Source organism: Novosphingobium sp. ZW T3_23 (assembly GCF_044987305.1).
Lineage (GTDB): Bacteria > Pseudomonadota > Alphaproteobacteria > Sphingomonadales > Sphingomonadaceae > Novosphingobium.
Genome location: NZ_JBJDRF010000008.1, coordinates 1 through 20,986, shown reverse-complemented (window position 1 = coordinate 20,986; position 20,986 = coordinate 1). Strand labels below are relative to the sequence as shown.

Annotated in this window: 23 protein-coding genes and 1 tRNA gene; 10 read left to right on the top strand and 14 right to left on the bottom strand. The window is 66.5% G+C overall.

The window, feature by feature from the left end; genetic code table 11:
* From ACI3K3_RS06920 to ACI3K3_RS06905, 4 genes are all read right to left on the bottom strand, one after another.
* Complete coding sequence (locus ACI3K3_RS06920; protein WP_404912875.1) at positions 1-987, bottom strand: AAA family ATPase; 987 nt, start codon at positions 985-987, stop codon at positions 1-3.
* Positions 984-2,327 (bottom strand): DUF4350 domain-containing protein, encoded by a 1,344-nt coding sequence (locus tag ACI3K3_RS06915; RefSeq protein ID WP_404912874.1) that lies wholly within the window; start codon positions 2,325-2,327, stop codon positions 984-986. Before ACI3K3_RS06915 ends, ACI3K3_RS06920 begins: the two co-directional genes overlap by 4 nt.
* On the bottom strand, positions 2,324-2,971 hold the full coding sequence (locus ACI3K3_RS06910; RefSeq protein WP_404912873.1) for a hypothetical protein: 648 nt from the start codon (positions 2,969-2,971) through the stop codon (positions 2,324-2,326). Before ACI3K3_RS06910 ends, ACI3K3_RS06915 begins: the two co-directional genes overlap by 4 nt.
* Before the next feature lie 115 nt (positions 2,972-3,086).
* Entirely contained in the window at positions 3,087-3,995 is a 909-nt protein-coding gene (locus ACI3K3_RS06905; RefSeq protein WP_404912872.1) for a prephenate dehydratase, read from the bottom strand.
* A 161-nt stretch (positions 3,996-4,156) separates the two neighbouring features.
* Between ACI3K3_RS06905 and ACI3K3_RS06900 the strand changes: the two genes are divergently transcribed.
* On the top strand, positions 4,157-4,804 hold the full coding sequence (locus ACI3K3_RS06900) for a c-type cytochrome (protein WP_404912871.1): 648 nt from the start codon (positions 4,157-4,159) through the stop codon (positions 4,802-4,804).
* A 119-nt stretch (positions 4,805-4,923) separates the two neighbouring features.
* Here ACI3K3_RS06900 and ACI3K3_RS06895 read toward each other — a convergent pair whose 3' ends face one another.
* Together ACI3K3_RS06895 and ACI3K3_RS06890 are read right to left on the bottom strand one after the other, a co-directional pair.
* Positions 4,924-5,598, bottom strand: coding sequence for an RlmE family RNA methyltransferase (locus ACI3K3_RS06895; protein WP_404912870.1), 675 nt, complete (start codon positions 5,596-5,598; stop codon positions 4,924-4,926).
* Entirely contained in the window at positions 5,595-7,064 is a 1,470-nt protein-coding gene (locus tag ACI3K3_RS06890) for a Ppx/GppA family phosphatase (RefSeq protein WP_404912869.1), read from the bottom strand. The genes ACI3K3_RS06895 and ACI3K3_RS06890 overlap by 4 nt, the downstream gene beginning before the upstream one ends.
* 148 nt (positions 7,065-7,212) lie before the next feature.
* On the opposite strand from ACI3K3_RS06890, the gene ACI3K3_RS06885 reads away from it, so the two are divergent.
* Together ACI3K3_RS06885 and ACI3K3_RS06880 are read left to right on the top strand one after the other, a co-directional pair.
* A tRNA-Gln gene (locus ACI3K3_RS06885) sits at positions 7,213-7,286 on the top strand.
* Positions 7,287-7,666: 380 nt separating this feature from the next.
* On the top strand, positions 7,667-7,942 hold the full coding sequence (locus tag ACI3K3_RS06880) for a histidine kinase (RefSeq protein ID WP_404912868.1): 276 nt from the start codon (positions 7,667-7,669) through the stop codon (positions 7,940-7,942).
* Between the two features lie 15 nt (positions 7,943-7,957).
* Here the strand turns inward: ACI3K3_RS06880 and hemN are convergent, their stop codons facing one another.
* Positions 7,958-9,271: an oxygen-independent coproporphyrinogen III oxidase gene (gene hemN / locus ACI3K3_RS06875; RefSeq protein ID WP_404912953.1), complete on the bottom strand. Its 1,314-nt coding sequence runs from the start codon at positions 9,269-9,271 to the stop codon at positions 7,958-7,960.
* Positions 9,272-9,461: 190 nt separating this feature from the next.
* Here hemN and ACI3K3_RS06870 point away from each other — a divergent pair, with 190 nt between their 5' ends.
* Positions 9,462-10,172 carry an OmpW/AlkL family protein gene (locus ACI3K3_RS06870; protein WP_404912867.1) on the top strand — a complete coding sequence of 237 codons (711 nt, stop codon included), beginning with the start codon at positions 9,462-9,464 and terminating at the stop codon, positions 10,170-10,172.
* A 105-nt stretch (positions 10,173-10,277) separates the two neighbouring features.
* Here ACI3K3_RS06870 and ACI3K3_RS06865 read toward each other — a convergent pair whose 3' ends face one another.
* Together ACI3K3_RS06865 and ACI3K3_RS06860 are read right to left on the bottom strand one after the other, a co-directional pair.
* Positions 10,278-10,979 (bottom strand): Crp/Fnr family transcriptional regulator, encoded by a 702-nt coding sequence (locus ACI3K3_RS06865; protein WP_404912866.1) that lies wholly within the window; start codon positions 10,977-10,979, stop codon positions 10,278-10,280.
* Positions 10,980-11,016: 37 nt separating this feature from the next.
* Positions 11,017-12,084: an LD-carboxypeptidase gene (locus ACI3K3_RS06860; protein WP_404912865.1), complete on the bottom strand. Its 1,068-nt coding sequence runs from the start codon at positions 12,082-12,084 to the stop codon at positions 11,017-11,019.
* A 99-nt stretch (positions 12,085-12,183) separates the two neighbouring features.
* Between ACI3K3_RS06860 and ACI3K3_RS06855 the strand changes: the two genes are divergently transcribed.
* Positions 12,184-13,056 (top strand): TIGR00730 family Rossman fold protein, encoded by an 873-nt coding sequence (locus tag ACI3K3_RS06855; protein ID WP_404912864.1) that lies wholly within the window; start codon positions 12,184-12,186, stop codon positions 13,054-13,056.
* A 184-nt stretch (positions 13,057-13,240) separates the two neighbouring features.
* Here the strand turns inward: ACI3K3_RS06855 and thiD are convergent, their stop codons facing one another.
* The 4 genes from thiD to ACI3K3_RS06835 all read right to left on the bottom strand — a co-directional run bounded on the left by thiD (position 13,241) and on the right by ACI3K3_RS06835 (position 16,706).
* A complete protein-coding gene (thiD, locus tag ACI3K3_RS06850) occupies positions 13,241-13,990 on the bottom strand; it encodes a bifunctional hydroxymethylpyrimidine kinase/phosphomethylpyrimidine kinase (RefSeq protein WP_404912863.1) in 750 nt (249 codons plus the stop codon).
* A gap of 235 nt (positions 13,991-14,225) precedes the next feature.
* Complete coding sequence (locus ACI3K3_RS06845) at positions 14,226-14,453, bottom strand: DUF1272 domain-containing protein (protein WP_404912862.1); 228 nt, start codon at positions 14,451-14,453, stop codon at positions 14,226-14,228.
* The gene (glmM, locus tag ACI3K3_RS06840; RefSeq protein WP_404912861.1) at positions 14,453-15,793 is read right to left on the bottom strand and encodes a phosphoglucosamine mutase; all 1,341 of its coding nucleotides are present in this window, start codon (positions 15,791-15,793) and stop codon (positions 14,453-14,455) included. Before glmM ends, ACI3K3_RS06845 begins: the two co-directional genes overlap by 1 nt.
* Before the next feature lie 304 nt (positions 15,794-16,097).
* Positions 16,098-16,706: an HNH endonuclease gene (locus ACI3K3_RS06835; RefSeq protein WP_404912860.1), complete on the bottom strand. Its 609-nt coding sequence runs from the start codon at positions 16,704-16,706 to the stop codon at positions 16,098-16,100.
* A gap of 239 nt (positions 16,707-16,945) precedes the next feature.
* Between ACI3K3_RS06835 and gluQRS the strand changes: the two genes are divergently transcribed.
* From gluQRS to ACI3K3_RS06810, 5 genes are all read left to right on the top strand, one after another.
* Positions 16,946-17,803, top strand: a complete 858-nt coding sequence (gluQRS, locus tag ACI3K3_RS06830) for a tRNA glutamyl-Q(34) synthetase GluQRS (RefSeq protein ID WP_404912859.1) — start codon at positions 16,946-16,948, stop codon at positions 17,801-17,803.
* Entirely contained in the window at positions 17,800-18,033 is a 234-nt protein-coding gene (locus ACI3K3_RS06825) for an HIG1 domain-containing protein (RefSeq protein ID WP_313436097.1), read from the top strand. Before gluQRS ends, ACI3K3_RS06825 begins: the two co-directional genes overlap by 4 nt.
* Positions 18,034-18,043: 10 nt before the next feature.
* Entirely contained in the window at positions 18,044-18,613 is a 570-nt protein-coding gene (locus ACI3K3_RS06820; RefSeq protein WP_404912858.1) for a cob(I)yrinic acid a,c-diamide adenosyltransferase, read from the top strand.
* 58 nt (positions 18,614-18,671) lie between these two features.
* The gene (locus ACI3K3_RS06815; RefSeq protein ID WP_404912857.1) at positions 18,672-19,541 is read left to right on the top strand and encodes a 3-hydroxyacyl-CoA dehydrogenase family protein; all 870 of its coding nucleotides are present in this window, start codon (positions 18,672-18,674) and stop codon (positions 19,539-19,541) included.
* A gap of 104 nt (positions 19,542-19,645) precedes the next feature.
* Entirely contained in the window at positions 19,646-19,966 is a 321-nt protein-coding gene (locus ACI3K3_RS06810) for a hypothetical protein (protein ID WP_404912856.1), read from the top strand.
* A gap of 31 nt (positions 19,967-19,997) precedes the next feature.
* Here ACI3K3_RS06810 and ACI3K3_RS06805 read toward each other — a convergent pair.
* Positions 19,998-20,986 (bottom strand): MutS-related protein (locus ACI3K3_RS06805; RefSeq protein ID WP_404912855.1); only part of this gene is annotated, 989 nt, incomplete at its 5' end.

Sequence of the window (20,986 nt, the reverse complement as noted above, 5' to 3'; positions counted from 1 at the left end):
TCAACGCGGCGCCTCGGTCTGCTCGACAAGCTGGGCGACCAGGGCCTCCACCTGCTTCCCCTCGATCTCGGCAGCAGGGCTGAGCAGCAGGCGATGGCGCAGGACCGAACCGGCCAGCGCCTTCACGTCGTCCGGCACCACATAGTCGCGGCCGTCCAGAGCGGCGCGGGCACGGGCGGCACCCGCCAGCAGCACTGCCGCGCGCGGGCTGGCGCCGCTGGCAAGGTCCGGGCTTTCGCGCGTGGCGCGCACCAGGCGCACGATATAGTCGGTCACGCTCTCGGCCAGGGTCACTTGCGAAACCGCGCGCGAAGCCGCCTCGATCACGCCATGGTTCGCCACCGTCTCCACCCCGCACATGGCAGGGGTGGGAGCGCCCCGATTCTCGCCGAAGCGGGTGACGATGCGCAGTTCCTCCTCGAAACTGGGATAATCGACGCCAACCTTGAACAGGAAGCGGTCGAGCTGCGCTTCGGGCAAGGGATAGACCCCCTGGCTCTCGATCGGGTTCTGCGTGGCCACCACCATGAACTGTTCGGGCAGCGCATGGGCGGTGCCGTCCAGGGTGACGCGGCGTTCCTGCATGGCTTCGAGCAGGGCGGCCTGGGTCTTGGGCGGGGTGCGATTGATCTCGTCCGCCAGCAGCAGGTCGCAGAAGATCGGTCCATGCGTCAGCGTGAACTGGCTGGTCTGGAAGTTGAACAGGTTGGAACCCAGGATATCGCCCGGCATCAGGTCCGGCGTGAACTGGATGCGGCCGAAGTCCAGCCCCAGCGTGGCCGCGAAGCACTGCGCCAGGAACGTCTTGGCGGTTCCCGGCGGACCTTCCAGCAGGACATGCCCGCGCGCCAGCAGCGCGATCAGCAGATGCTCCACCGTCTCGCCCTGGCCTACCACGGCCTTGGCGATCTGTTCGCGGATGCTCCCCGCCAACGCGGCGACCCCGGAGAGATCGACTGCGAATTCGGGAGATACGGCATCGGTCATCGGGTCAGCATCCTTTCGAGCGCGTGCAGATCGCGCGCGGCCTTGACGAGATCGTGCGGCTTGCGCGCATGTTTGAGGCGTGCGGCAATCGCTGAAAATGGTTCGACATCGCCCTTGCGCGAAACCAGCGCGCGGTCGATCGCGGCGTCCGCCTGCTCGGGGGGCAGGCTGCGCGGCAGGGCCAGGGCATGGACCAGCCTGTCGCGCGTGCGGTCGGCATAGGGTCCGCCGATCAGGTGCAGGCGGCCCGAGCGGCGCACCAGCCCGGCGGAATTGGCGACGAGCGCGCGCTTGCCGAAGGCGATGGCCCGCTCGGCTGCGAGCGGCGGCCCGAAGCGCAGGAATGCGCGCCAGCCCAGCACCAGCCCCGCAAGCAGCAGACACAGGGTCGCCGCCAGGAATGGCGGCGTGAAGGCCAGGGTCAGCAGGTTCTGCGCGCGACCGAAGCCGTTGAAGGTGAGATCGAATGTGATCGGGCTGCCGGGTTCCACTTCGGCGGCATCGACGATGGCATCCAGAAGCGCTGCGGTACGGCGGTCGGCCATGCCCCAGTTATCTACCAGGTCGGGCTCGAAGATCACGACCAGCGGGTAGAGATCCTCGTCATCCACCTCGCTGCGCATCCGGCCGGGGGACTCCTGCCCCAATCGGGCATAGCTGCCGCCATCGTCGATGAAGCCCGCGAGCAAGCGTCCGTCCTGCTCCCACACCAGCGGCATCAGCCTTTCGCCCTTACCGGATTGCAGATGCTTGCGGCTGGGCAGCGTGCCGCCCCGTCCAAAGCCGAGCCAGCGAGCCGGTTGTCCGTTGGCATCGACCTGCCCTTGCACGACCGTGACGTCGTCAAGAAAACCGCGCCATTCGACCGGACGCACCCCTGCCACATTGACCCAGCCCGGCTCGGCGTCCTTCTGCTGGCGATTGGTCGGGAAGGCCGCCCATTTCGGCAGGATCACCAGCGTCGGCCCGAGATAGCGATGCCCGGCAACGATCTTCTCGATATCCTTCCCGTCCGCGCCGGCCGGAGGAGTCAGTATCAGTAGCCCCTCCTTTTCCAGTTGCCCGCCGTTGCGTGCGCGAATCACCGGATGGCCGCGCCGTTCCAGGTAGCGCGTCATCGCCGCATAGCCGTTGAGTCCGCGCCCGTCGGCATGGGCCTGGCCGTCGTTGGTCGAGCCGAAGCCGGTGCCCGTCCCGATCATCCACAGCAGCGCCAGGAACAGCGCCGAACCGATCAGGACCAGCGCCAGCACCGCCCAGCGCGAGAAAGGATTGGCGCCGACCGGTATTCCGCTGTCAACGGTAGAAGAGGCGGCTGAAGGGCTGACCGTACCGCTCATGCGCGCAGCTCTATCCGGGCGAAGCGGGCATAGGCCTCGCGCGCATCAGCCCAATCGCCCGAGCCCAGATCGCGCAAGGCGAAGCGGCTGCGCTCCACGCGGGTCGCGATCGTGGCGAAGGCCTCGCGGCCGCTGTCGGGAAGCGTCGGGAGCGCGGAAATCTCGCGCGCGGTGCTGGCCGGGTGGAGCCAGTCCGGCCGCGCCTGGCGGATCTGGCTGACGCTGCGCCGCAAAAGCAGATGCGTCGCCTCGGCGTACCGGCCTTCCGCCGCCAGGCGATCCGCATCCTCCAGCAGGGCAAGCGCTTCTTCCGCTGCCGGTACCCAGGCCTCGGGCACGGCCTCTCCGCTCCGCCGACGCCAGGCCTCGATTGCCGGCCCGAGAATTCGCCAGAGCACGAAAAGCGCCAGAAGAACCGCCAGCGCGATCAATATGTTCGAAAACAGTGGCCAAGACATGCCCAGCAGCCTGCCGATCGGTGCGAAGATCGCTTCCAGCAGGCGGCCGAGCGCCTGGAGCCATTCCGGAACCTGCGCCGGTTCCGGAGGCTTGGCGGGCGCCAGCGGCGCGTACTGGATATCGGCCGCGCCCCGCACGGCTTCCCAATCGCTTGCAGCGTCGCGGGACGCAGTCGCACTCGCCATCTGTGCCCCAACAGCCATACCGGGCGATGATTGGCATGCGGGCCTCAGCGGCGCAACCCGTTGTGGGAAATAGAAGACTTCCCCCCGCCCGCATGGGCTGAATGTCGATCCGCCCTTAGCCTCGGCTGCGCGCCTGGGCGTAAGTGCCCAGCGGACGCACGTACTTGCAATGGAAGGCAAGTTCCTGAAGCGCCAGGTCGATGCGCGGCTCGCCGGGGGCGCCCTCGATATCGGCATAGAAAGTCGTCGCGGCGAAGCTGGCGCCGATCTGGTAGCTTTCCAGCTTGGTCATGTTGACGCCGTTGGTGGCGAATCCGCCCAGCGCCTTGTAGAGCGCGGCCGGGATGTTCTTCACCTCGAAGATGAAGGTGGTCATCGCCTTTTCGCCCCGCAGCGCGAAAGGATCGAGCGGCTCGCGCGCGAGGACCACGAAACGGGTGGTGTTGTCCGCCGCATCCTCGACGTTTTCCTCGACGATCTTCAGGCCGTAAAGCTCGGCGGCAAGCTTCGGCGCGATCGCGCAGGCCTCGGGATCGTTCTGCTCGCGCACGAAGGCGGCAGCGCCGGCGGTATCGGCATAGGCCATCGGCACGATGCCCCGTTCGCGCAAGTAATGGCGCGACTGCCCCAGCGCCTGCGGGTGGCTGTAGGCGCCCGAGAACGGCCCCGTCGTCCCATCTTCCCGGGGGAGCGCCATCAGCGCATGCTCGATGCCCATGAAATGCTCGCCGACGATCGACAGCCCGCTTTCCGGCAGCAGGAAATGAATGTCGGCCACGCGGCCATGCTGGGAATTCTCGATCGGGATGATCGCCCGGTCGGCCCGCCCTTCCTTCACCGCGTCCAAGGCGTCCTCGAACGAAAAGCACGGCAGCGGCAGGCACTGCGAATCGTATTCGAGCGCCGCGCGATGCGAATTGCAGCCGGGCGCGCCCTGAAACGCCGCCGCGCGCGCGGGATCGGCCGCAGCGGCTTCGGTCATGCGGGCGACAAGGTCGAGAGCGGGTTCGGGATAGGAATGCATAGCGCCCGCGCGATTAAGCCGCAAAGGCGATCTCCGCAATGGCTCTTGCGCTAACCTGCTGGCAACTCTAGAGCCTGAGGCCAAAGAGGATGATAAAAACTCCATCCGTGGGGCACTCCACTTGTGGGGCACTAGGGCTAAGGGGCAAGGGCAAACAAGAAATGGATGATCGTTTCAACACCATTGCCGGCTGGGCTCTGCTTGCCGGTATCGTCGGTCTCGGCCTGACTACCGTCAGCTCCCATTACTTTCGCGCAGACAAGCCGCACCGCCCCGAAACGATGGGGTACGCCATCGAGGGCGTGGAACAGGAAAGCGAAGGCGGAGCCGAAGCGCCGATCGCCACGCTTCTCGCCAGCGCCGATCCGGCCAAGGGCCAGGCCACTTTCGCCAAGTGCGCCTCGTGCCACACGATCAACCAGGGCGGCGCCAACGGCATCGGTCCGAACCTTCACGGCGTCGTCGGTGAAAGCATCGGCCAGGGCGTGGGCGGCTTCGCCTTCTCCGATGCGCTCAAGAAGGTCGGCGGCAAGTGGGACTTCGACCAGCTGAACGAATGGCTGAAGAATCCCAAGGCCTTTGCGCCCGGCACCAAGATGACGTTTGCCGGCCTGCCCAAGGGTGAAGACCGCGCCAACATTATCGCCTACCTCAACGCCCAGGGATCCAACCTGCCGCTCCCGGCGGCACCTGCGGCGGCCGAAGCTCCGGCGGCAGCGCCCGCTGCCGATGCTTCCGCCGCGCCTGCGGATGGAGCTGACAAGGCGGCAGCGCCTGCCGCCGAAGCGGGCGCCCCCGCCGCCCCCTAAGCGCCAACCGGCGCAGCTGGTTGTTGGGCTCGTTTCCGGCTCAGGCCGGCTGAAGACGGTCCGCAGGCCTCACCGAGTGCCTCGCGGACCGTTCTTTCATTCGACCCCTAGTTTCATTCTTACTGAGCGTTTTCCGGCCCCTTGAAGCCCTTGGCGATGACGTACCACTCCGAAGAGCCCTTGCGGCTGGCTGGCGGCTTGGCGTGCTTCACGCTGGTGAAGCGGCGCTTGAGGATGTTCAGCAGTTCGGTGTCCGTGCCGCCCGCGAAGACCTTGGCCACGAACGTGCCGCCCGGCGCGAGATACTGGATGGCGAAGTCCGCCGCCGTCTCGACAAGGCCCATCGTGCGCAAGTGGTCGGTCTGCTTGTGGCCCACGGTGTTGGCCGCCATGTCCGAAAGCACCAGGTCCGGGGCACCCTCCAGCGCGCCTTCCAGCGCGGCCGGAGCCTCGTCCGCCATGAAATCCATTTCGAAGATGGTCACGCCCTCGATCGGGTCTGTCGGCAGGAGATCGATCCCCACGACTTTGGCCTTGGGGCATTTCTGCCGCAGCACCTGGCTCCATCCACCCGGCGCGATGCCAAGGTCGACCGCGCGGGTCACGCCCTTGAACAAGTCGAACTTCTCGTCCAGCTCGATCAGCTTGTAGGCCGCGCGGCTACGATAGCCGTCGGCCTTGGCCAGCTTGACGTACGGATCGTTGAGCTGGCGGGTCAGCCAGCGCGCCGAACTGACGGTGCGCTTCTTGGCGGTGCGAAGCCGCTCGTGGGGATCGCGTCCGGAACGGCTCATGGCCGGTTCTCCAAATGTTGGGGGCTCCCGGCCATGGCCAGGTTCTTGTTGCTTGAATGCGAGGCGATGAGACTGCGCAGGATGCCTTCGCGAATGCCGCGATCGGCCACGCCGAGCCGGGCCGCGGGCCACAGGTCCAGGATCGATTCCAGGATCGCGCAACCGGCGACGACCAGATCCGCCCGCTCGCGCCCGATGCAGTTCACTTCGCGGCGGTCCTCGATCGACATCGACGAAAGCCGCGAGCTGATGGCCCGCATCGATTCGGCGGGCACGATCAACCCGTCCACCATGCGGCGGTCGTATTGCGGCAGTTCGAGGTGGAGGCTGGCCAGCGTCGTCACCGTGCCGCTGGTGCCCAGCAGGCGCAGCGGCCCCGTTTGCGAGGCGCTCTCGCGCGCCGGACCGACGCGCTTCGCAAAGGCGGAAAAGCTTTCGGACACCAGTCCGTGCATGTGGCGGTAGCGTGCGAGCCGCTCCTCCAGGGTGGCGCCCTCCGGCCCGCAGCTTTCGGTGAGCGAAACCACGCCCCAGGGCACGGATTGCCAGTCGAGGATGCGCGGCACCGTGCCGGTGCTCTCGATCAGGACCAACTCGGTGGAGCCGCCGCCGATGTCGAAGATCATCGCCGGGCCGAACCCCTCCTCCAGCAGGACATGGCAGCCCAGCACCGCCAGCCGCGCTTCCTCGCGCGCGCTGATGATGTCGAGCGCGATGCCGGTTTCCTCGCGCACGCGCTCGATGAATTCCGGCCCGTTCTCGGCCCGGCGGCAGGCTTCGGTAGCCACGGAGCGGGCGAGGTAGACATTGCGGCGCATCAGCTTGTCGGCACAGACCCGCAAGGCGGCCAAGGTGCGGTCCATCGCCGCGTCGGACAGGCGGCCGGACTGGGCCAGCCCCTCTCCCAGCCGCACGACCCGGCTGAAGGCATCGATGACCGTGAAGTTCTCGCCCGAGGGACGTGCGATCAGCAGGCGGCAATTGTTCGTGCCGAGGTCGATCGCGGCATAGGACTGCCGGTAGGGCCGGACGATGCCGCCCTGCGAAGCGGGTGCGAAGGCGGGAGGCGCGAAAGACGGCGGAACGAAGGACGACGGGGGAAGCGATGGCGCCGAAGCCCTGGCATCCGCAACCCTGCCTTCCGCAACCCCGCCCTCACCGCCGTCGGGCTGGACGCGCGGCTTTTTCGCGGAACGTGCCGAACCCTTGCGGGCGCCGCGCCTTCGGCTGCCGGCCCGCTTCGGTTCGGAAGCGCGCGATTCCGAAGGACGGGGCGACGCCTGCGAGCCGGATGTCTTCTCTTCGCGCGGCGCTCCGCCTGCCTCGGCGGCGCTGCCCGGAGGGCGCGCCTTTGCCTTGGCCGTGCCGGGTCCGGATGAGCGTGACTTGCCCTTCCTCGCCTTGCGCCGCCTTCCCGTGCGGCCCGACACATCAGCTCTTGCTGCCGGCGGATCTTGCTCCGCCATGATAAATAATCTCGTTCGAATAAATCTTACCGCCGTGCGCGGCGGATACCTGACGCGATGCTAACGTCCCCCGGGCAAAGGGGCAACCCTGACCGCAAAAAGGGTGCTTGACGCGAATCAGAAGCCCTACTAGAGGGGCGCCTCCCGATGCCCCGTCGTCTAATGGTAAGACTACGGATTCTGATTCCGTCTATCGAGGTTCGAATCCTCGCGGGGCATCCAATTCTCCCTAAATCGCTGAAACCGTTGGCCTTGGGCTGATGTATGCCTGCGTCTCGGCAGGTTTGCCGTGACGATGTCCGGCTCGGCGAATCGCGCACCCGTCGCATCGCCCGTTCCCGCCTTTCGCGATGACCCTGCCTGCATGACCTTGCCGATCCGACCGTGCGAATCGGCTGTCCTTCCGCGCGCGGGGTCACGAAAAATGGGCGGCCTGCGAGAGGCCGCCCGAAGTCGGGGAGAAGCGGTTGGCACCGCCCGCAAGGTTCGCCCTGGCGGTGCACGACCGGCACACCTTTCATCGCATCGCCCCCGATGTCCGGCATTGATCGCGGTCAAATGCGCCGCTTAAATATCGCGCGCGGCTGCCGTCCTGTCCGGACATGGACCGTCCCCGCTTCACTCCAACGCCGATCCCTCGCGAACGCCGGCGCAAGCGGTGCCTGCATGTGACGCTGACCGACAGGGAGGGGACGCCGATCGAAGTCATGGTCCGCAACGTTTCCTCGCACGGACTGAGCGCGGCGGCGGCGGGTGTTCCGCCCGCGTGCAACGAGGTGGTCCGCGCGACCATGGACGACGGCCGCGAGCTATGGGGATTGGTGCGCTGGGTAAAGGGCAACCTGTTCGGCGTCGAGTTCGATATCCGCGCCACCTGAATCAGGCCACCTCAATCAAACCGCCGAACTGAACCGCCGCAACGAATCCTTGCGATAGGGATCGAAGCGCGCCGCGATCGAGCGGGCGTAAGGCAGGCCTTCCGGAAGGATCACCAGATCGCCCCGGTCGCTGTCGCAAAGGCCGGCATCGAAATAAGGGGACAGGAGCGGCCAGGCCTCGCACTGAAGGTCCGCCTCGATCCGCGCCCGGCCCCGGCACAGCAGCGCCTCTATCACCGCCGCGCGTCGTCGATCTTCGACGGTGCGCCGGATACCGCGATGGGCGGTCAGCCGGTCCTGCGACAGCTTCATGCGATAGCGGCCGGTGTTCTTCTCGTTCTGAACCAGCAGATCGGGAAAGCCGCTGATCGAAGACGCGCCGAGGCCCAGGAGCACCGGCGCGCTATCTTCGGTGAAGCCCTGGAAATTGCGCCGCAGCTTTCCGCTCAGCGTTGCCTGCGCCAGCGCGTCGCCGGGCTTGGCGAAGTGATCGAAGCCCACCGGAACGTACCCCGCGTCCACCAGCAGGGCATGGCCCCGCGCAGCCATGGCGAAGCGCTCTCCGGCATCCGGCAGCGCCTGCGCGTCGATCTTGCGCTGGCGCGCGATCAGGTGCGGAACGTGCGCATAGCCGAACAGCGCGATCCGGTCCGCGCCCAGCGCGACGGAGCGCGTCAGCGAATCCTCCAGATGCGCCATGGTCTGGCCGGGCAGTCCGTACATCAGGTCGAAATTGAGCGATTCGACGCCCGCCCGGCGGAGCATGCCGGTAGTTTCCTCGATCATGCGCGCCGGTTGCACGCGGCCGATCGCTTGCTGGAGTTCCGGCGCGAAAGTCTGCACGCCCAGGCTGGCGCGGGTGATGCCCACCGCTCCGATCACCGCGCCCCAGTCGGGCGCCATCGTGCGCGGGTCCAGTTCGATCGAGAGAGCCGGGTTCGTCGCGGAAAACTGGAGGGCCAGCGCATCGACCAGTCGCACGAAATCGACCGGCGATATCCCGTTCGGGCTGCCGCCGCCGAATGCGATCCGCGTGACTCCGGCGTCCTGCGGCAGGCGCTCGGCAATGAGGCCGATCTCGCGGTGCAGCGCATCGAGATAGCCGGACACCCGATCGGTGCGGTTGGCCACGCTGGTGTTGCAACCGCAGTACCAGCAGATCTTCTCGCAGAACGGGATGTGGACGTAGAGCGACACGTCGCCATTCGTCCGTTCCAGCGCCTCCACGAAAGACGCAGCGCCCACCGAATCGTCGAACTCCGCCGCCGTGGGAAAACTCGTGTAGCGGGGCACGGGGATCGCGAGGAGATCGGGATGATAGGTCCACATGCGCACGAGGATCGCGCCTGGGGCTCACCCCGTCATTGCGCTCGATCAATGCGCTAAAACACCCGGAAATTCGGCGGTTTTTGCGCGCGATCAATTCCTTGCCGGCGATGCGGGGCCAGATCGTGGCTGCTGCCGCTCAAGAGGGGGGAACCCGCATGGTGCGGCCCCGGCGGCGCAGGAAAGACCGAACATGCGCAAGATCACCCTGCTCGCGGCCACCACGCTCGTTGCGGGCGCGGCCGCCGCGATTTCCACTCCGGCCCTGGCGGGAAGCCCCGATGGCAAGTGGCAGGTCAAGGTGCTCGGCACGGCGGTGCTGCCGGACGGGAAGATCGACAAGATCAAATCGATCGACACCGATACGACGCTGGGTAGCACGCTGGCGACGCTGAACGACGTGGGCACACGGGCGAACGACAACGTCGTGCCGACCCTGGCGGTGGAGTACTTCTTCACCAAGGCCTTCTCGGTGGAGACGATTTGCTGCTTCACCCAGCACCACGTCAGCGGCACCGGAGACATCGCCGGCGCCGGGCTGGTCGATCATGTGCTGATCCTGCCCGCCACGGTGACCGCGAAAGCGCATCTCGACACCGGAACGCCGTTCAAGCCCTATGTCGGCGCCGGTCCGGCCTGGTTCTTCGTGTTCGACGAAAAGCCGGGCGACACCGCCCGTGCGCTGGGCGTGGACAAAGTGAAGATGTCGAACAAGCTGGGCTTCGCGCTTCAGGCGGGCATGGACATCGCCATCAACGACAAGGGCCTCGGCCTCTCGCTCGATGCCAAGAAGTACTGGGTGAAGCCCACCGCCTCGTTCTACCAGGACGGCGACCTGGCGCTGAAGACGCGCCACGACCTTGACCCCTGGGTGCTGAGCGCGGGCGTTTCCTATCGCTTCTGATTCGGAAAGAGGGGGGCTTCGGGCTCCCCTTTTTTCTCCTGCCTTGCCGGGAGGTGGGCGGTTCCCGGCCAGCGGTCCCGGATCGAGTCCGGGACGACAGTGGGGTTATCCGGCCTCTGCGACCAGGGCCTGGCGATCGAGGATCGTTACGTCGCGCCGCGAGGGCAGGTCGATCACGCGGTCGTTCTTGAAGCGGGTGAACTGGCGGCTTACCGTCTCGATGGTGAGGCCCAGCACATCGGCGATCTGCTGCCGCGAGAACGGCAGGGTGATGCGGCGCGGGCCGGCGTCCCCGAAATTCCACGCACAGCCCGGCGGCTGCAAGCGCTCCTCCATTTCCAGCAGGAAAGTGGCCAGCTTCTCCGAGGCCGACTTGCGGCCCAGCAGCAGCATCCAGCGGCGCGTGCGATCCAGCTCGGCCAGGGTGCGCTCCAGCAGCTTGTGCTCCAGCGCCGGATGTTCGCGCGCGAAGGCATCGAAATCGCGGCGGGAGAACACGCAAACCGTAGCCTCGGTCAATGCCGTGGCGCCGTGGCCGGTCGTGCCGCCGAAAGGCCGCCCGATGAAGTCGGACGGGTAGACGACGCCGACGATCTGCTCGCGCCCGTCCTCGGTATTGGTCGATAGCTTCAGTACGCCGTCGATCACATTGGCGACGAGGACCGAATCCTCGCCCTCCCAGATCAGCGATTCGCCGGGCTGGATCGTGCGGGTGCGCCCGATCGCGTTGAGCGCCTCCAGCTCTTTCGCATCGAGGGATGAACAGATCGCCCGGTTCCGAACGACACACAGGTCACAATTCGCCATAAGCGCCCGATAACAGCCGCTTCCCCTTGGCTCAAGGTCAGCTTACCGCCGGTTCGAGCAGGCGCATGGTTCCGGCATCCGCGTCGATCTCAACCGGCAGGCCCACCGGTACGCTGAGCTGCGCGGCGATATGGCCGATCTGCAAGCCCTGGAAGGCCGGCACGCGGAGGCCGGAAAACTGCCGGTCCAGCACTTCGTAGATCGTGAAGTTGGAGTAGCCGCCGTCTGGATTGCGGCAACCGGTGCATTGGCCGAAGACCACGCCCGCCACTTTGTCGAACACGCCCGCCAGCGCCAGCTGGGTCAGCATGCGGTCGATCCGGTACTCGGATTCGTTGGTGTCCTCGATGAACAGCACCGCCCCGGTGAAGTCGGGCAGGTAGGGCGTGCCGACCAGCGCCGTAAGCACCGAGAGATTGCCGCCGAGCAGCCGCCCCCGCGCCTTGCCGCCCCGGAACGTGCGCAAGTCCTTGCCCCGGCCTGACAGGTTCGCGCCCGCGCCTTCGGGCACTTGCCAGGTCGGTGTGGCGCCCTCTAAGGCCAGTGCCTGGAACGAGGCCCATGCCGCCGGCGGCCAGGAGGCCGAGGCGTTCGGGCCATGCACGCTGGCAACGCCGGTGCGCGCCGCGAAGGCGAGGTGCAGCGCGGTGTTGTCGCTGAAGCCGACGAACAGTTTGGGGTTCGCCGCGATCCGCTTGTAATCGAGCAGCGGCAGGATGCGCGCGCAGCCCCAGCCGCCGCGCACCGCCATGATTGCACGAACCTTGTCGTCCTCGAACATGGCCATGAGATCGTCGGCCCGCGTCCGGTCCGAACCGGCCAGATAGCCCTCCCGCTGGAGCATGTGCAGCGCGGGACGGGGCTCCAGCCCCATGGCGCGCACGGTGGCCATGATCTGCTCCAGCCCGAAACGGTCGCCCACGAAACCGGCGGGCGCCACCAGCCCCAGCACGTCGCCTTCCCGGAGGCGCGGCGGCTTGATCAGTCGCGGGACAGATGCTCGGGCCGGTGCGGAAAAGGCGGGAAGCGTCGGCAGCACGGCAGCCCCTGCAAGGCTGCCTAATCCCGCAAGAACGGCACGCCGCGTCTGTTTCTGTTTCGACATGAAGACAGGCTAGGCGAAGGCCGCACTTGCGCGCAACCGCAAGCTACTTAAATCCTTACCCCTCTCGACGCCGCGCCTCCCAGCGGCCATGGAATGCAGATGACCGAACCAGAAGACAAGAAAGTCACCAACCGCCGTTTCTACAAGGCGGAGCAGGAAGCCAACTTCGCCGACGCGCAGGAAGGCACGATCCAGACCCAGAACCCGGCCTATCGACTGGCGTTCCAGGACACCGAGTTCCTGCTGCGCGACGAACTTCGCCCGGTGCGCTTCCAGCTCGAACTGCTCAAGACCGAGATGCTGCTGGAAGAGGCCAATATCGGCTCGACCATGGTGATGTACGGCTCCGCCCGCATCCCCGCGCCCGAAAACGCCGAGGCCGCGCTGGCAGCGGCCAAGACCGACGATGAGAAGAAGGTCGCCGAGCGCCTCGTCGCCAAGTCGAAGTATTACGAGGAAGCCAAGAAGCTGGCCAAGCTCGCCAGCCAGTGCTCGGTGGTCGAGCGCGGGATGCGCCAGTTCGTGGTCTGCTCGGGCGGCGGTCCGTCGATCATGGAAGCGGCCAATCGCGGCGCTTATGAAGTGGGCGCGGAATCGCTGGGGCTCAACATCGTGCTGCCCCACGAGCAGGCGCCGAACCCCTACGTCACGCCGCGCCTCTCGTTCCAGTTCCACTACTTCGCGCTGCGCAAGATGCACTTCCTGCTGCGCGCCCGCGCGGTGGCGGTGTTCCCCGGCGGCTTCGGCACCTTCGACGAGTTCTTCGAACTGCTTACGCTGATCCAGACCGGCAAGATGAAGCCGATCCCGATCCTGCTCTACGGCAAGGAATTCTGGGAACGCGTCGTCAACTTCGAGGCGCTGGCCGAGGAAGGCGTGATCAACAAGCAGGACCTCAAGCTGTTCCACTGGTGCGAAACCGGCGAGGAAGGCTGGAAGTTCATCCAGAAGTTCTACGATCTGGAGTGCTGACCAGGGTTTGGGGAGTGGGCCTGGGCCTGCTCCCCCAGACTACGTTATCGCCCTGACTCATCGTCATCCTGAACTTGTTTCAGGATCCATTTCGCCAATCAGGCCGATGCTCTCGGTCGCACGATGGATCCTGAAACAAGTTCAGGATGACGATGCGCTATAGGCCAACGGTTCTTAGCGAAGCCTACCCCCGAACGTGGTGCCCCAAGGGCCCATGCCCCTCGCCAAACCCGGGCGCATTGAGCAAGGCTGATCGCACATAGTCTCGCGCGCTGACGATGGCCGCCTCCAGGCCGGCGCCCTGCCCCATGAACGTCGCAATGGCGCTGGAAAAGGTACAGCCAGTGCCATGGGTATGCCGCGTCTCGATGCGCGGCGCCGTCCACGACAGCGGCAGTTCGCCGGGCCGCAGCAGCCTGTCCTCGACGATCGGTCCCTCGGCGTCGCCGCCCTTGGCGATATAGGCCACGCGGCGCGCCGCCATCGCCGCATCCCCGCCCAAGGCTACCAGTTCCGGGACATTCGGCGTGGTCAGCGTGGCAACCGTCATCAACCGCTCGAAAGCCTCGATCGTCGCCGCATCGGCGAGCACCGAGCCGCTCGTCGAAATCATCACCGGATCGAACACCACCGGCACGCCCAGCCCTTCCAGCCGGTCTGCCACGACATGGGCGATCTGAGGACTGCCGAGCATGCCGATCTTCACCGCGTCCACGCCGATGTCGGAAACGCAGGCGTCGATCTGCGCCGCCACCATCTCCGGCGAGAGCGCCACCACATCGGTAACACCGCAAGTGTTCTGCGCCGTGATCGCGGTGATTGCGGTCATGGCATAGCCGCCCAGCATCACGATGGTCTTGATATCGGCCTGGATACCGGCGCCGCCTGAGCTGTCGGAACCGGCGATGGAGAGGATGCGGGGCGGTGTGATCATGGCGCTCCCTTGCCGTTTCGGGCCGATGGTGTCGAGGGAGGAGAAAAAGGAAGTCCTGGGGGATGATCCCCCAGACCCTCGGAATGTCGGCATGGCGCGCCGCTATGCGTTTCGCGCTCCTTGCGGCGAAGCCATTACGTCTCCCGACGCCGCCATGGGCGCACCACGGATAGGCGGGGCGTGACCTCGACAGTCATGGGGTGCAGGGGGGCTATGCTCCCCTGCTTTATCCCTTCTACCCCTTGAACCTGCGCTCCTTCGAAGGCGGTGCGGAATCGAAATGCCGCTTCGCCCGCGTCGGCCGGTCGAGCAGTTCGCCGCCGCAATTGGGGCAAAGCTCGTCGAGGTCGTCCGCGCATTCCGCGCAGTAGGTGCATTCGAAGCTGCAGATGAACGCGCCGGGGGCATCGGCCTGGAGGTCGGTGCCGCAGCGTTCGCAGTCGGGGCGCATTTCGAGAGCCATCAGGCGGCAGCCTCTTCCACGGCGGCGCAGATCGAGGCGACGGCGGCCTCAACCTGTCCGGCATCGTCGCCTTCCGCCATCACCCGGATCAGCGGCTCGGTGCCCGAGGCGCGGATGACGAGGCGTCCGCTGCCGTTGAGCGAGGCTTCCGCATCGGCGATGGCGTTCTTGACGCTGGCGGCCTCCAGCGGCTGCCCGCCCGAGAAGCGTACATTGCGCAGAAGCTGCGGCACCGGATCGAAGAGATGGAGCAGTTCGCTCGCTCGCTTGCCCGACTGGACCAGCGCGGCCAGCACCTGGAGCGCGGCCACGGTGCCGTCTCCGGTCGTGGCATGGTCCAGCAGGATCATGTGCCCGGACTGTTCGCCGCCGACGTTGAAACCGCCCGAGCGCATGCGTTCGAGGACGTGGCGGTCGCCCACCTTGGTGCGTTCGAGGGTAAGCCCCTGCCCTTGCAGATAGCGTTCGAGGCCGAGGTTCGACATGACCGTCGCCACCACGCCGCCGCCCCGAAGCGCGCCACGCGCCGCAAGCTGGGTACCGATCAGCGCCATGATCTGGTCGCCGTCCACGGTCTTGCCCTTCTCGTCCACCACGATCAGGCGGTCGGCGTCGCCGTCGAGGGCGATGCCGATATCGGCGCCCGAGGACACCACGGTTTCCCGAAGCAGCTCGACATGGGTAGAGCCGCATTTGGCGTTGATGTTGCGGCCATTGGGCGTAACACCGACGGCCACGATCTCGGCGCCGAGTTCCCACAGCGCGGAGGGTGCCACCTGATAGGCAGCCCCATTGGCACAATCGAGCGCGATCTTCAGGCCATCGAGGCGCACGGCCTCCGGCAGCGAGCGCTTGACGGCGTGGATGTAGCGTCCGCCTGCGTCATCGATGCGGCGAGCGCGGCCGATGTCTTCCGAGGCGGCGAGCGGGATGTCCTGCCCGAGCAGGGCCTCGATCGCCAGTTCGTCCTCGTCGGAAAGCTTGAATCCGTCCGGGCCGAACAGCTTGATGCCGTTGTCCTCGTAGGGATTGTGGCTGGCCGAGATCATCACGCCGACGTCGGCGCGCAACTCGCGGGTCAACAGCGCGACCGCCGGGGTCGGCATCGGGCCGAGCAAGACCACGTCCATGCCGACGCTGGTGAACCCGGCCACCATGGCGTTTTCCAGCATGTAGCCCGACAGACGCGTGTCCTTGCCGATCACCACGCGGTGCCGGTGGGTGCCGCGCAGGAAGCGGGTGCCGGCCGCCTGGCCGACTTTCATGGCGATAGCAGCGGTCATCGCGCCCTGGTTGGTGCGACCGCGAATGCCGTCGGTGCCGAAGAACTGTCTGCTCATGACCTCCCCTTGGAGTCTGCCTCGTTAATGCCGGATGACGGCGCGGCTCCTCGTTCCCACTAACGCCGGATTCTGTAAATTGCCATTGTGGACGCAGTCGATCCGACCTTCGGGCATGAAACGCCCCGCTGGCCTGCTCGTCACCCTGAACTTGGTTCAGGGTCCATCGGGCGACGCTCGCGGAGGTCTGATCGATAAACCGCCAGCGCGGTTTGCCGCACTATGCTTCGGCGCCAAACGCAGAATGGATCCTGAACCAAGTTCAGGATGACGTAGCGGGTGCCGACAGGGCCCCGCCTCTCCGTCAGGCCTCCAGCTCGATGTCCCAATAGAGCCAGTCGCGCCACGTTTCGTGGAGGTAGTTGGGGGGGAAGGCCCGGCCGCGTTCCTGCAATTGCCAGCTCGTCGGCCGGATCGGCGCCACCAGCGGGGGCATGTTCGCCTGCTTGGGCGTGCGACCACCCTTCTTGAGATTGCAGGGCGCGCAGGCGGTGAGGATGTTTTCCCAGCTTGTCCTGCCACCCAGACGGCGCGGGACGACATGGTCGAAGGTCAGCTGCTGGGGGGAGCCGCAATACTGGCAGCTGAACCGGTCGCGCAGGAACAGGTTGAAGCGGGTGAAGGCGGGAAATTCGGAAGGCCGGACATATTGCCTGAGCGCGATCACCGAGGGGATCTGCATCGACCAGCTGGGGCTGTGGACCACCCGGTCGTAAGTGGAAATGATGTCCACTCTTTCGAGGACGATCGCCTTGATCGCGGTCTGCCAGGGCCAGAGGCTGAGAGGGTAATAGGAAAGCGGCGTGTAATCCGCATTGAGCACTAGAGCAGGACAGTCGGAAAGACTTCGGGAGGGGTCATCCTCCGCGCTGCGGAACCGGGCCGCGCGCTCTATCAGCTCCGACTTGAGCATGGCCTCCTGTCGCAGGCCCTGATTGCGGTTTCATGGCAGCTCATGCGTTTCTTTGCAGCATCTACGCGAGTCGGCGTCAAGCCGAGACGGGGGCCGCTCCATACAACAATCCACAGGTTCGCCACAAGGATTCCACAGTCGGTCCACAAGCTGCCAACAGCCTGTCCCGCCATTGCCCGCACCTTGTCCACAAGCTTACCCACTTGCGACCGCTGCACGCACGACTAGGAGCGGAGGCGATGATCCGCACGCGCTTCGCCCCCAGCCCCAACGGCCCCTTGCACTTGGGCCATGCCTATGCGGCCATGATCGCGCACGATCTCGCCCGCGACAGGGGCGGGGAGTTCCTGCTGCGGATCGAGGACATCGACGGTGAGCGCAGCCGCGCCGAGTTCGTCGAGGAATTCTTCCTCGATCTCGCATGGCTTGGGCTCGTCCGGGATGGGACCTGGGACGGAGAAGTCCGCTTCCAGTCGCGCCGACTGGAGAGCTATGCCGCGGCGGGCGAGCGGCTGAAGGCCATGGGCCTGCTCTACCCCTGCCGCTGCACCCGCGCCGAAATCGCCGCCGCCGCGACCGCGATGGGCCCGGACGGCCCGGTCTATCCCGGCACCTGCCGCCACCGCGATGTCGATCCTGATGGCGCGGCCTGGCGGCTGGACGTCACGCGCGCGCTCGACCTGACCGGCCCCCTCGAATGGACCGACGAGGCGGCAGGCACGCAGGCGGCGACACCGGAGATATTCGGCGATGTCGTGCTGCTGCGCAAAGACCTGCCGGCCAGCTATCACCTCGCCGCCACGCTCGACGATGCGGAAGACGGCATCACCCTCGTCACGCGCGGCATGGACCTGTTTCCGGCCAGCCATGTCCACCGCCTGCTCCAGGCCCTGCTCGGACTGCCGGTGCCGGTCTGGCACCATCACGCGCTGCTGATCGAACCGGACGGCCGCAAGCTCGCCAAGCGGCGCGGCGCGCCTTCGCTCGGGGATCGCAGGCGTGCCGGAGAGGACGGGCCAGCCATCGTGGAGGCGCTCCGCCAGGGCCGCTTCCCGGCTGGCATTTCGCTCTCGGCAGGCGTAGACCAAGGGGCATGAGCACCATTCTCATCCCGATCATCATTATCCTGATGATCCTGGTCGTCGTCAGCCTCGTGCGCGGCATCGTGGCCTTCATGCAGGGCACGAAGGAAGACCTGAACCGCGATCCGGGCTCGACCGAACCGACCGCGAACCAGCTTCTCCAGAACAAGATGATGTTCAACCGCATCAAGTACCAGGCGGCGGCGGTGATCGTCTGCGCCATCCTCCTGGCCATGGCGCGTTAGGGATTCCACCTTGGTAAAGCTCAACAAGATCTACACCCGGACGGGTGACGACGGCACCACGGGTCTCGTCGACGGCTCCCGCCTGCCGAAATACGCGCCGCGCATGGAAGCGATCGGCGCGGTGGACGAGACGAATTGCGCCATCGGCCTTGCCGTCTGCGCGCTTGCCGAAACGCCGCACGGCGCCGTGCTCACGCGCATCCAGAACGACCTGTTCGACCTCGGCGCAGACCTCGCGACACCGGGAGAAGACTTCACTCCCGGCGAGATGACGCTGCGCATCGTCCCCTCGCAAGTGGCGTGGCTGGAAAGCGAGATCGACGCGATCAACGCCCATCTCCAGCCGCTGCGCAGCTTCATCCTGCCCGGCGGCAGCGAGGCCGCCGCGCGCGTCCATATCGCCCGCGCCTCCGCCCGCAAGGCAGAGCGCGCCGCCGTTGCCATGGCGGCCGAAGTCCCCGCCAACCCGGCCGCGCTCGGCTACCTCAACCGGCTCAGCGACTACCTCTTCGTCCTCGCCCGGGCGGTGAATGCGAACGGGGCCGACGACGTGCTTTGGGTGCCCGGCCAGAATCGCTAGGTTCCCGCCCCGTGCGCCGATGCTAGTCCTTGCGGCGCAACAGCAGAGGAGTTCGGCAGTGCGGAAAGTGGGAATTATCGGCGCGGGCATCATGGGTTCGGGCATCGCCCAGACCGTGGCCGGAAAGGGCATGGACGTGATCCTGTCCGATATCTCGATCGAGAACGCCGAAAAGGGCAAGGCCGGTATCGCCAAGGGCCTCGCCCGGCTGGTCGCCAAGGAGAAGATCGCCCAGTCCGAAGTGGACGCGCTGCTGCCGCGCATCACGACTGCCGGCGACTATTCCCGCATGGGCGACTGCGACCTGATCATCGAGGCCGCCACCGAGCGTGAGGACATCAAGCTCAAGATCTTCTCCGCCGTGGGCGAAGTGCTGGGTGCAAACGCGATCCTCGCCTCCAACACCAGTTCGATTCCCATCACCCGCATGGCCGCCGCCTCGCCCGATCCGACGCGGTTCTGCGGGTTGCACTTCTTCAACCCGGTGCCGGTGATGGGCCTTGTCGAGGTGATCCCCGGCCTTGCAACATCGGCGGAAACCACCGCGCGGATGAAGGCCTTCGGCGAGGCGCTGGGCAAGACCGTGGTTCTGGCCGGCGATGCGCCGGGCTTCGTGGTCAACCGCATCCTCTGCCCGCTGCTCAACGAAGCGATCTTCGTTCTGGGCGAAGGGTTGGCCTCGGTCGAGGATGTCGACGCGGGCATGCGGCTGGGCGCCAATCATCCGATGGGCCCGCTGACCCTGGCCGATTTCGTAGGCCTCGATACGCTCTACGAGATCATGAAGGTGTTCCAGGCCACCACCGGCGACCCCAAGTACCGTCCGGCACCGCTGCTCCAGAAGTACGTCGAGGCGGGCTGGTATGGCCGCAAGACGGGTCGCGGCTTCTACGACTACTCGGGCGAGGTTCCGGTACCCAGCCGTTAGGCACGATGTAGGGGCGGCGCTGCTGCCCCTACTTTCGGTTCATTCCGTCCAAGACCGGAACCGGGCACTCCGCCTAGCCGTTAGTTCGGCAAAGGAGACCTGCAATGAGCGAACGCCCCGACGACCGCGCACCGGAAACGGTCAATCCCGAACAGGAAGAAGAAGACACCCAGGCCCAGACCCTGGCCGAGGAAGCGCAAGGCCGCGCCTCCAGCGGCCTGGGCCTGGAGGACAGCGAAAAGGTGAAGGGCGGCATCGCCGACGAGGACGATATCGAGGATCTCGTTGACCACATGAACCAGATGGACAGCAGCGGCGTGATCGACATGTCCGCCTATCGCGGTGAAGAGACGATGGACGACCTCGAAAATCGCTACGGCACGCAGAACGCCGCCGACGAGGATTTCGCCGAGGACGATAGCTGAGGTCAGGCTGTCAGAGCGCTCCGGCGCGAGGTCAGGGCTCCGTGCCCGCCTCGCGCTTGAGGTCGTAGAGGATTTCCAGCGCGTCGCGCGGTGACAGGGCGTCGATATCCATGTCGCGCAGCTTGTCCCGCAGGACGTCGCACTGTTCCTCCTGCGCTTCCTGGGCCGCCGCAAACAGCGGCAGGTCGCCAAGTCCAGCTGCGAGGCCGCCGGTTTCGGCCCGGCCCTTCTCCAGCTTTTCCAGCACCGACTTGGCACGGCTGATGACCTTGGGCGGCACCCCGGCCAGCCGTGCCACGGCCAAACCGTAGCTGCGGTCCGCAGGCCCCTCGGCCAGTTCGTGCAGCAGCACCAGATCGCCCTTCCACTCCCGCGCGCGGACATGGTGGAGCGTCAGCGCCTCGCAGGTCTCCCCCAGCCGCGCCATCTCGTGATAGTGGGTCGCGAAGAGGCAGCGGCAGCGGTTGGTTTCATGGACCGCCTCGGCCACCGCCCATGCCAGCGCCAGGCCGTCATAAGTCGACGTGCCGCGCCCCACTTCGTCGAGGATGACGAAGCTGCGCTCGGTCGCCTGCGAGAGGATCGCGGCAGTCTCCACCATCTCGACCATGAAGGTCGAGCGCCCGCGCGCCAGGTTGTCGGACGCGCCGACGCGGCTGAACAGCCGGTCCACCAGACCGATCCGCGCCGACCGGGCAGGTACGAAACCGCCCGCCTGCGCCAGCAGCACGATCAGCGCGTTCTGGCGCAGGAAAGTCGATTTACCGCCCATGTTCGGGCCGCCGATCAGCCAGAGCCGGTCATGGCTCGCCAGACGGCAATCGTTGGCGACGAAGCGCTTGCCCTGAACCTTCAGCGCCGCCTCGACCACCGGATGACGGCCGCCCTCGATGTCGAGCGAAAGGCCGTCCACCACTTCGGGCCGCGTCCAGCCGCCTTCGGCCGCGCGCTCGGCCTGCCCGGCGGCCACGTCGAGACGCGCCAGCGCGGCGGCAGTGCCGGCAATGGCGTGGCGGGGGG

Bases quoted from the DNA above. Each gene is read 5' to 3' on its own strand.
- ACI3K3_RS06920 (WP_404912875.1), bottom strand. From the start codon at position 987: ATGACCGATGCCGTATCTCCCGAATTCGCAGTCGATCTCTCCGGGGTC.
- ACI3K3_RS06915 (WP_404912874.1), bottom strand. From the start codon at position 2,327: ATGAGCGGTACGGTCAGCCCTTCAGCCGCCTCTTCTACCGTTGACAGC.
- ACI3K3_RS06910 (WP_404912873.1), bottom strand. From the start codon at position 2,971: ATGGCGAGTGCGACTGCGTCCCGCGACGCTGCAAGCGATTGGGAAGCC.
- ACI3K3_RS06905 (WP_404912872.1), bottom strand. From the start codon at position 3,995: ATGCATTCCTATCCCGAACCCGCTCTCGACCTTGTCGCCCGCATGACC.
- ACI3K3_RS06900 (WP_404912871.1), top strand. From the start codon at position 4,157: ATGGATGATCGTTTCAACACCATTGCCGGCTGGGCTCTGCTTGCCGGT.
- ACI3K3_RS06895 (WP_404912870.1), bottom strand. From the start codon at position 5,598: ATGAGCCGTTCCGGACGCGATCCCCACGAGCGGCTTCGCACCGCCAAG.
- ACI3K3_RS06890 (WP_404912869.1), bottom strand. From the start codon at position 7,064: ATGGCGGAGCAAGATCCGCCGGCAGCAAGAGCTGATGTGTCGGGCCGC.
- ACI3K3_RS06880 (WP_404912868.1), top strand. From the start codon at position 7,667: ATGGACCGTCCCCGCTTCACTCCAACGCCGATCCCTCGCGAACGCCGG.
- hemN (WP_404912953.1), bottom strand. From the start codon at position 9,271: ATGTGGACCTATCATCCCGATCTCCTCGCGATCCCCGTGCCCCGCTAC.
- ACI3K3_RS06870 (WP_404912867.1), top strand. From the start codon at position 9,462: ATGCGCAAGATCACCCTGCTCGCGGCCACCACGCTCGTTGCGGGCGCG.
- ACI3K3_RS06865 (WP_404912866.1), bottom strand. From the start codon at position 10,979: ATGGCGAATTGTGACCTGTGTGTCGTTCGGAACCGGGCGATCTGTTCA.
- ACI3K3_RS06860 (WP_404912865.1), bottom strand. From the start codon at position 12,084: ATGTCGAAACAGAAACAGACGCGGCGTGCCGTTCTTGCGGGATTAGGC.
- ACI3K3_RS06855 (WP_404912864.1), top strand. From the start codon at position 12,184: ATGACCGAACCAGAAGACAAGAAAGTCACCAACCGCCGTTTCTACAAG.
- thiD (WP_404912863.1), bottom strand. From the start codon at position 13,990: ATGATCACACCGCCCCGCATCCTCTCCATCGCCGGTTCCGACAGCTCA.
- ACI3K3_RS06845 (WP_404912862.1), bottom strand. From the start codon at position 14,453: ATGGCTCTCGAAATGCGCCCCGACTGCGAACGCTGCGGCACCGACCTC.
- glmM (WP_404912861.1), bottom strand. From the start codon at position 15,793: ATGAGCAGACAGTTCTTCGGCACCGACGGCATTCGCGGTCGCACCAAC.
- ACI3K3_RS06835 (WP_404912860.1), bottom strand. From the start codon at position 16,706: ATGCTCAAGTCGGAGCTGATAGAGCGCGCGGCCCGGTTCCGCAGCGCG.
- gluQRS (WP_404912859.1), top strand. From the start codon at position 16,946: ATGATCCGCACGCGCTTCGCCCCCAGCCCCAACGGCCCCTTGCACTTG.
- ACI3K3_RS06825 (WP_313436097.1), top strand. From the start codon at position 17,800: ATGAGCACCATTCTCATCCCGATCATCATTATCCTGATGATCCTGGTC.
- ACI3K3_RS06810 (WP_404912856.1), top strand. From the start codon at position 19,646: ATGAGCGAACGCCCCGACGACCGCGCACCGGAAACGGTCAATCCCGAA.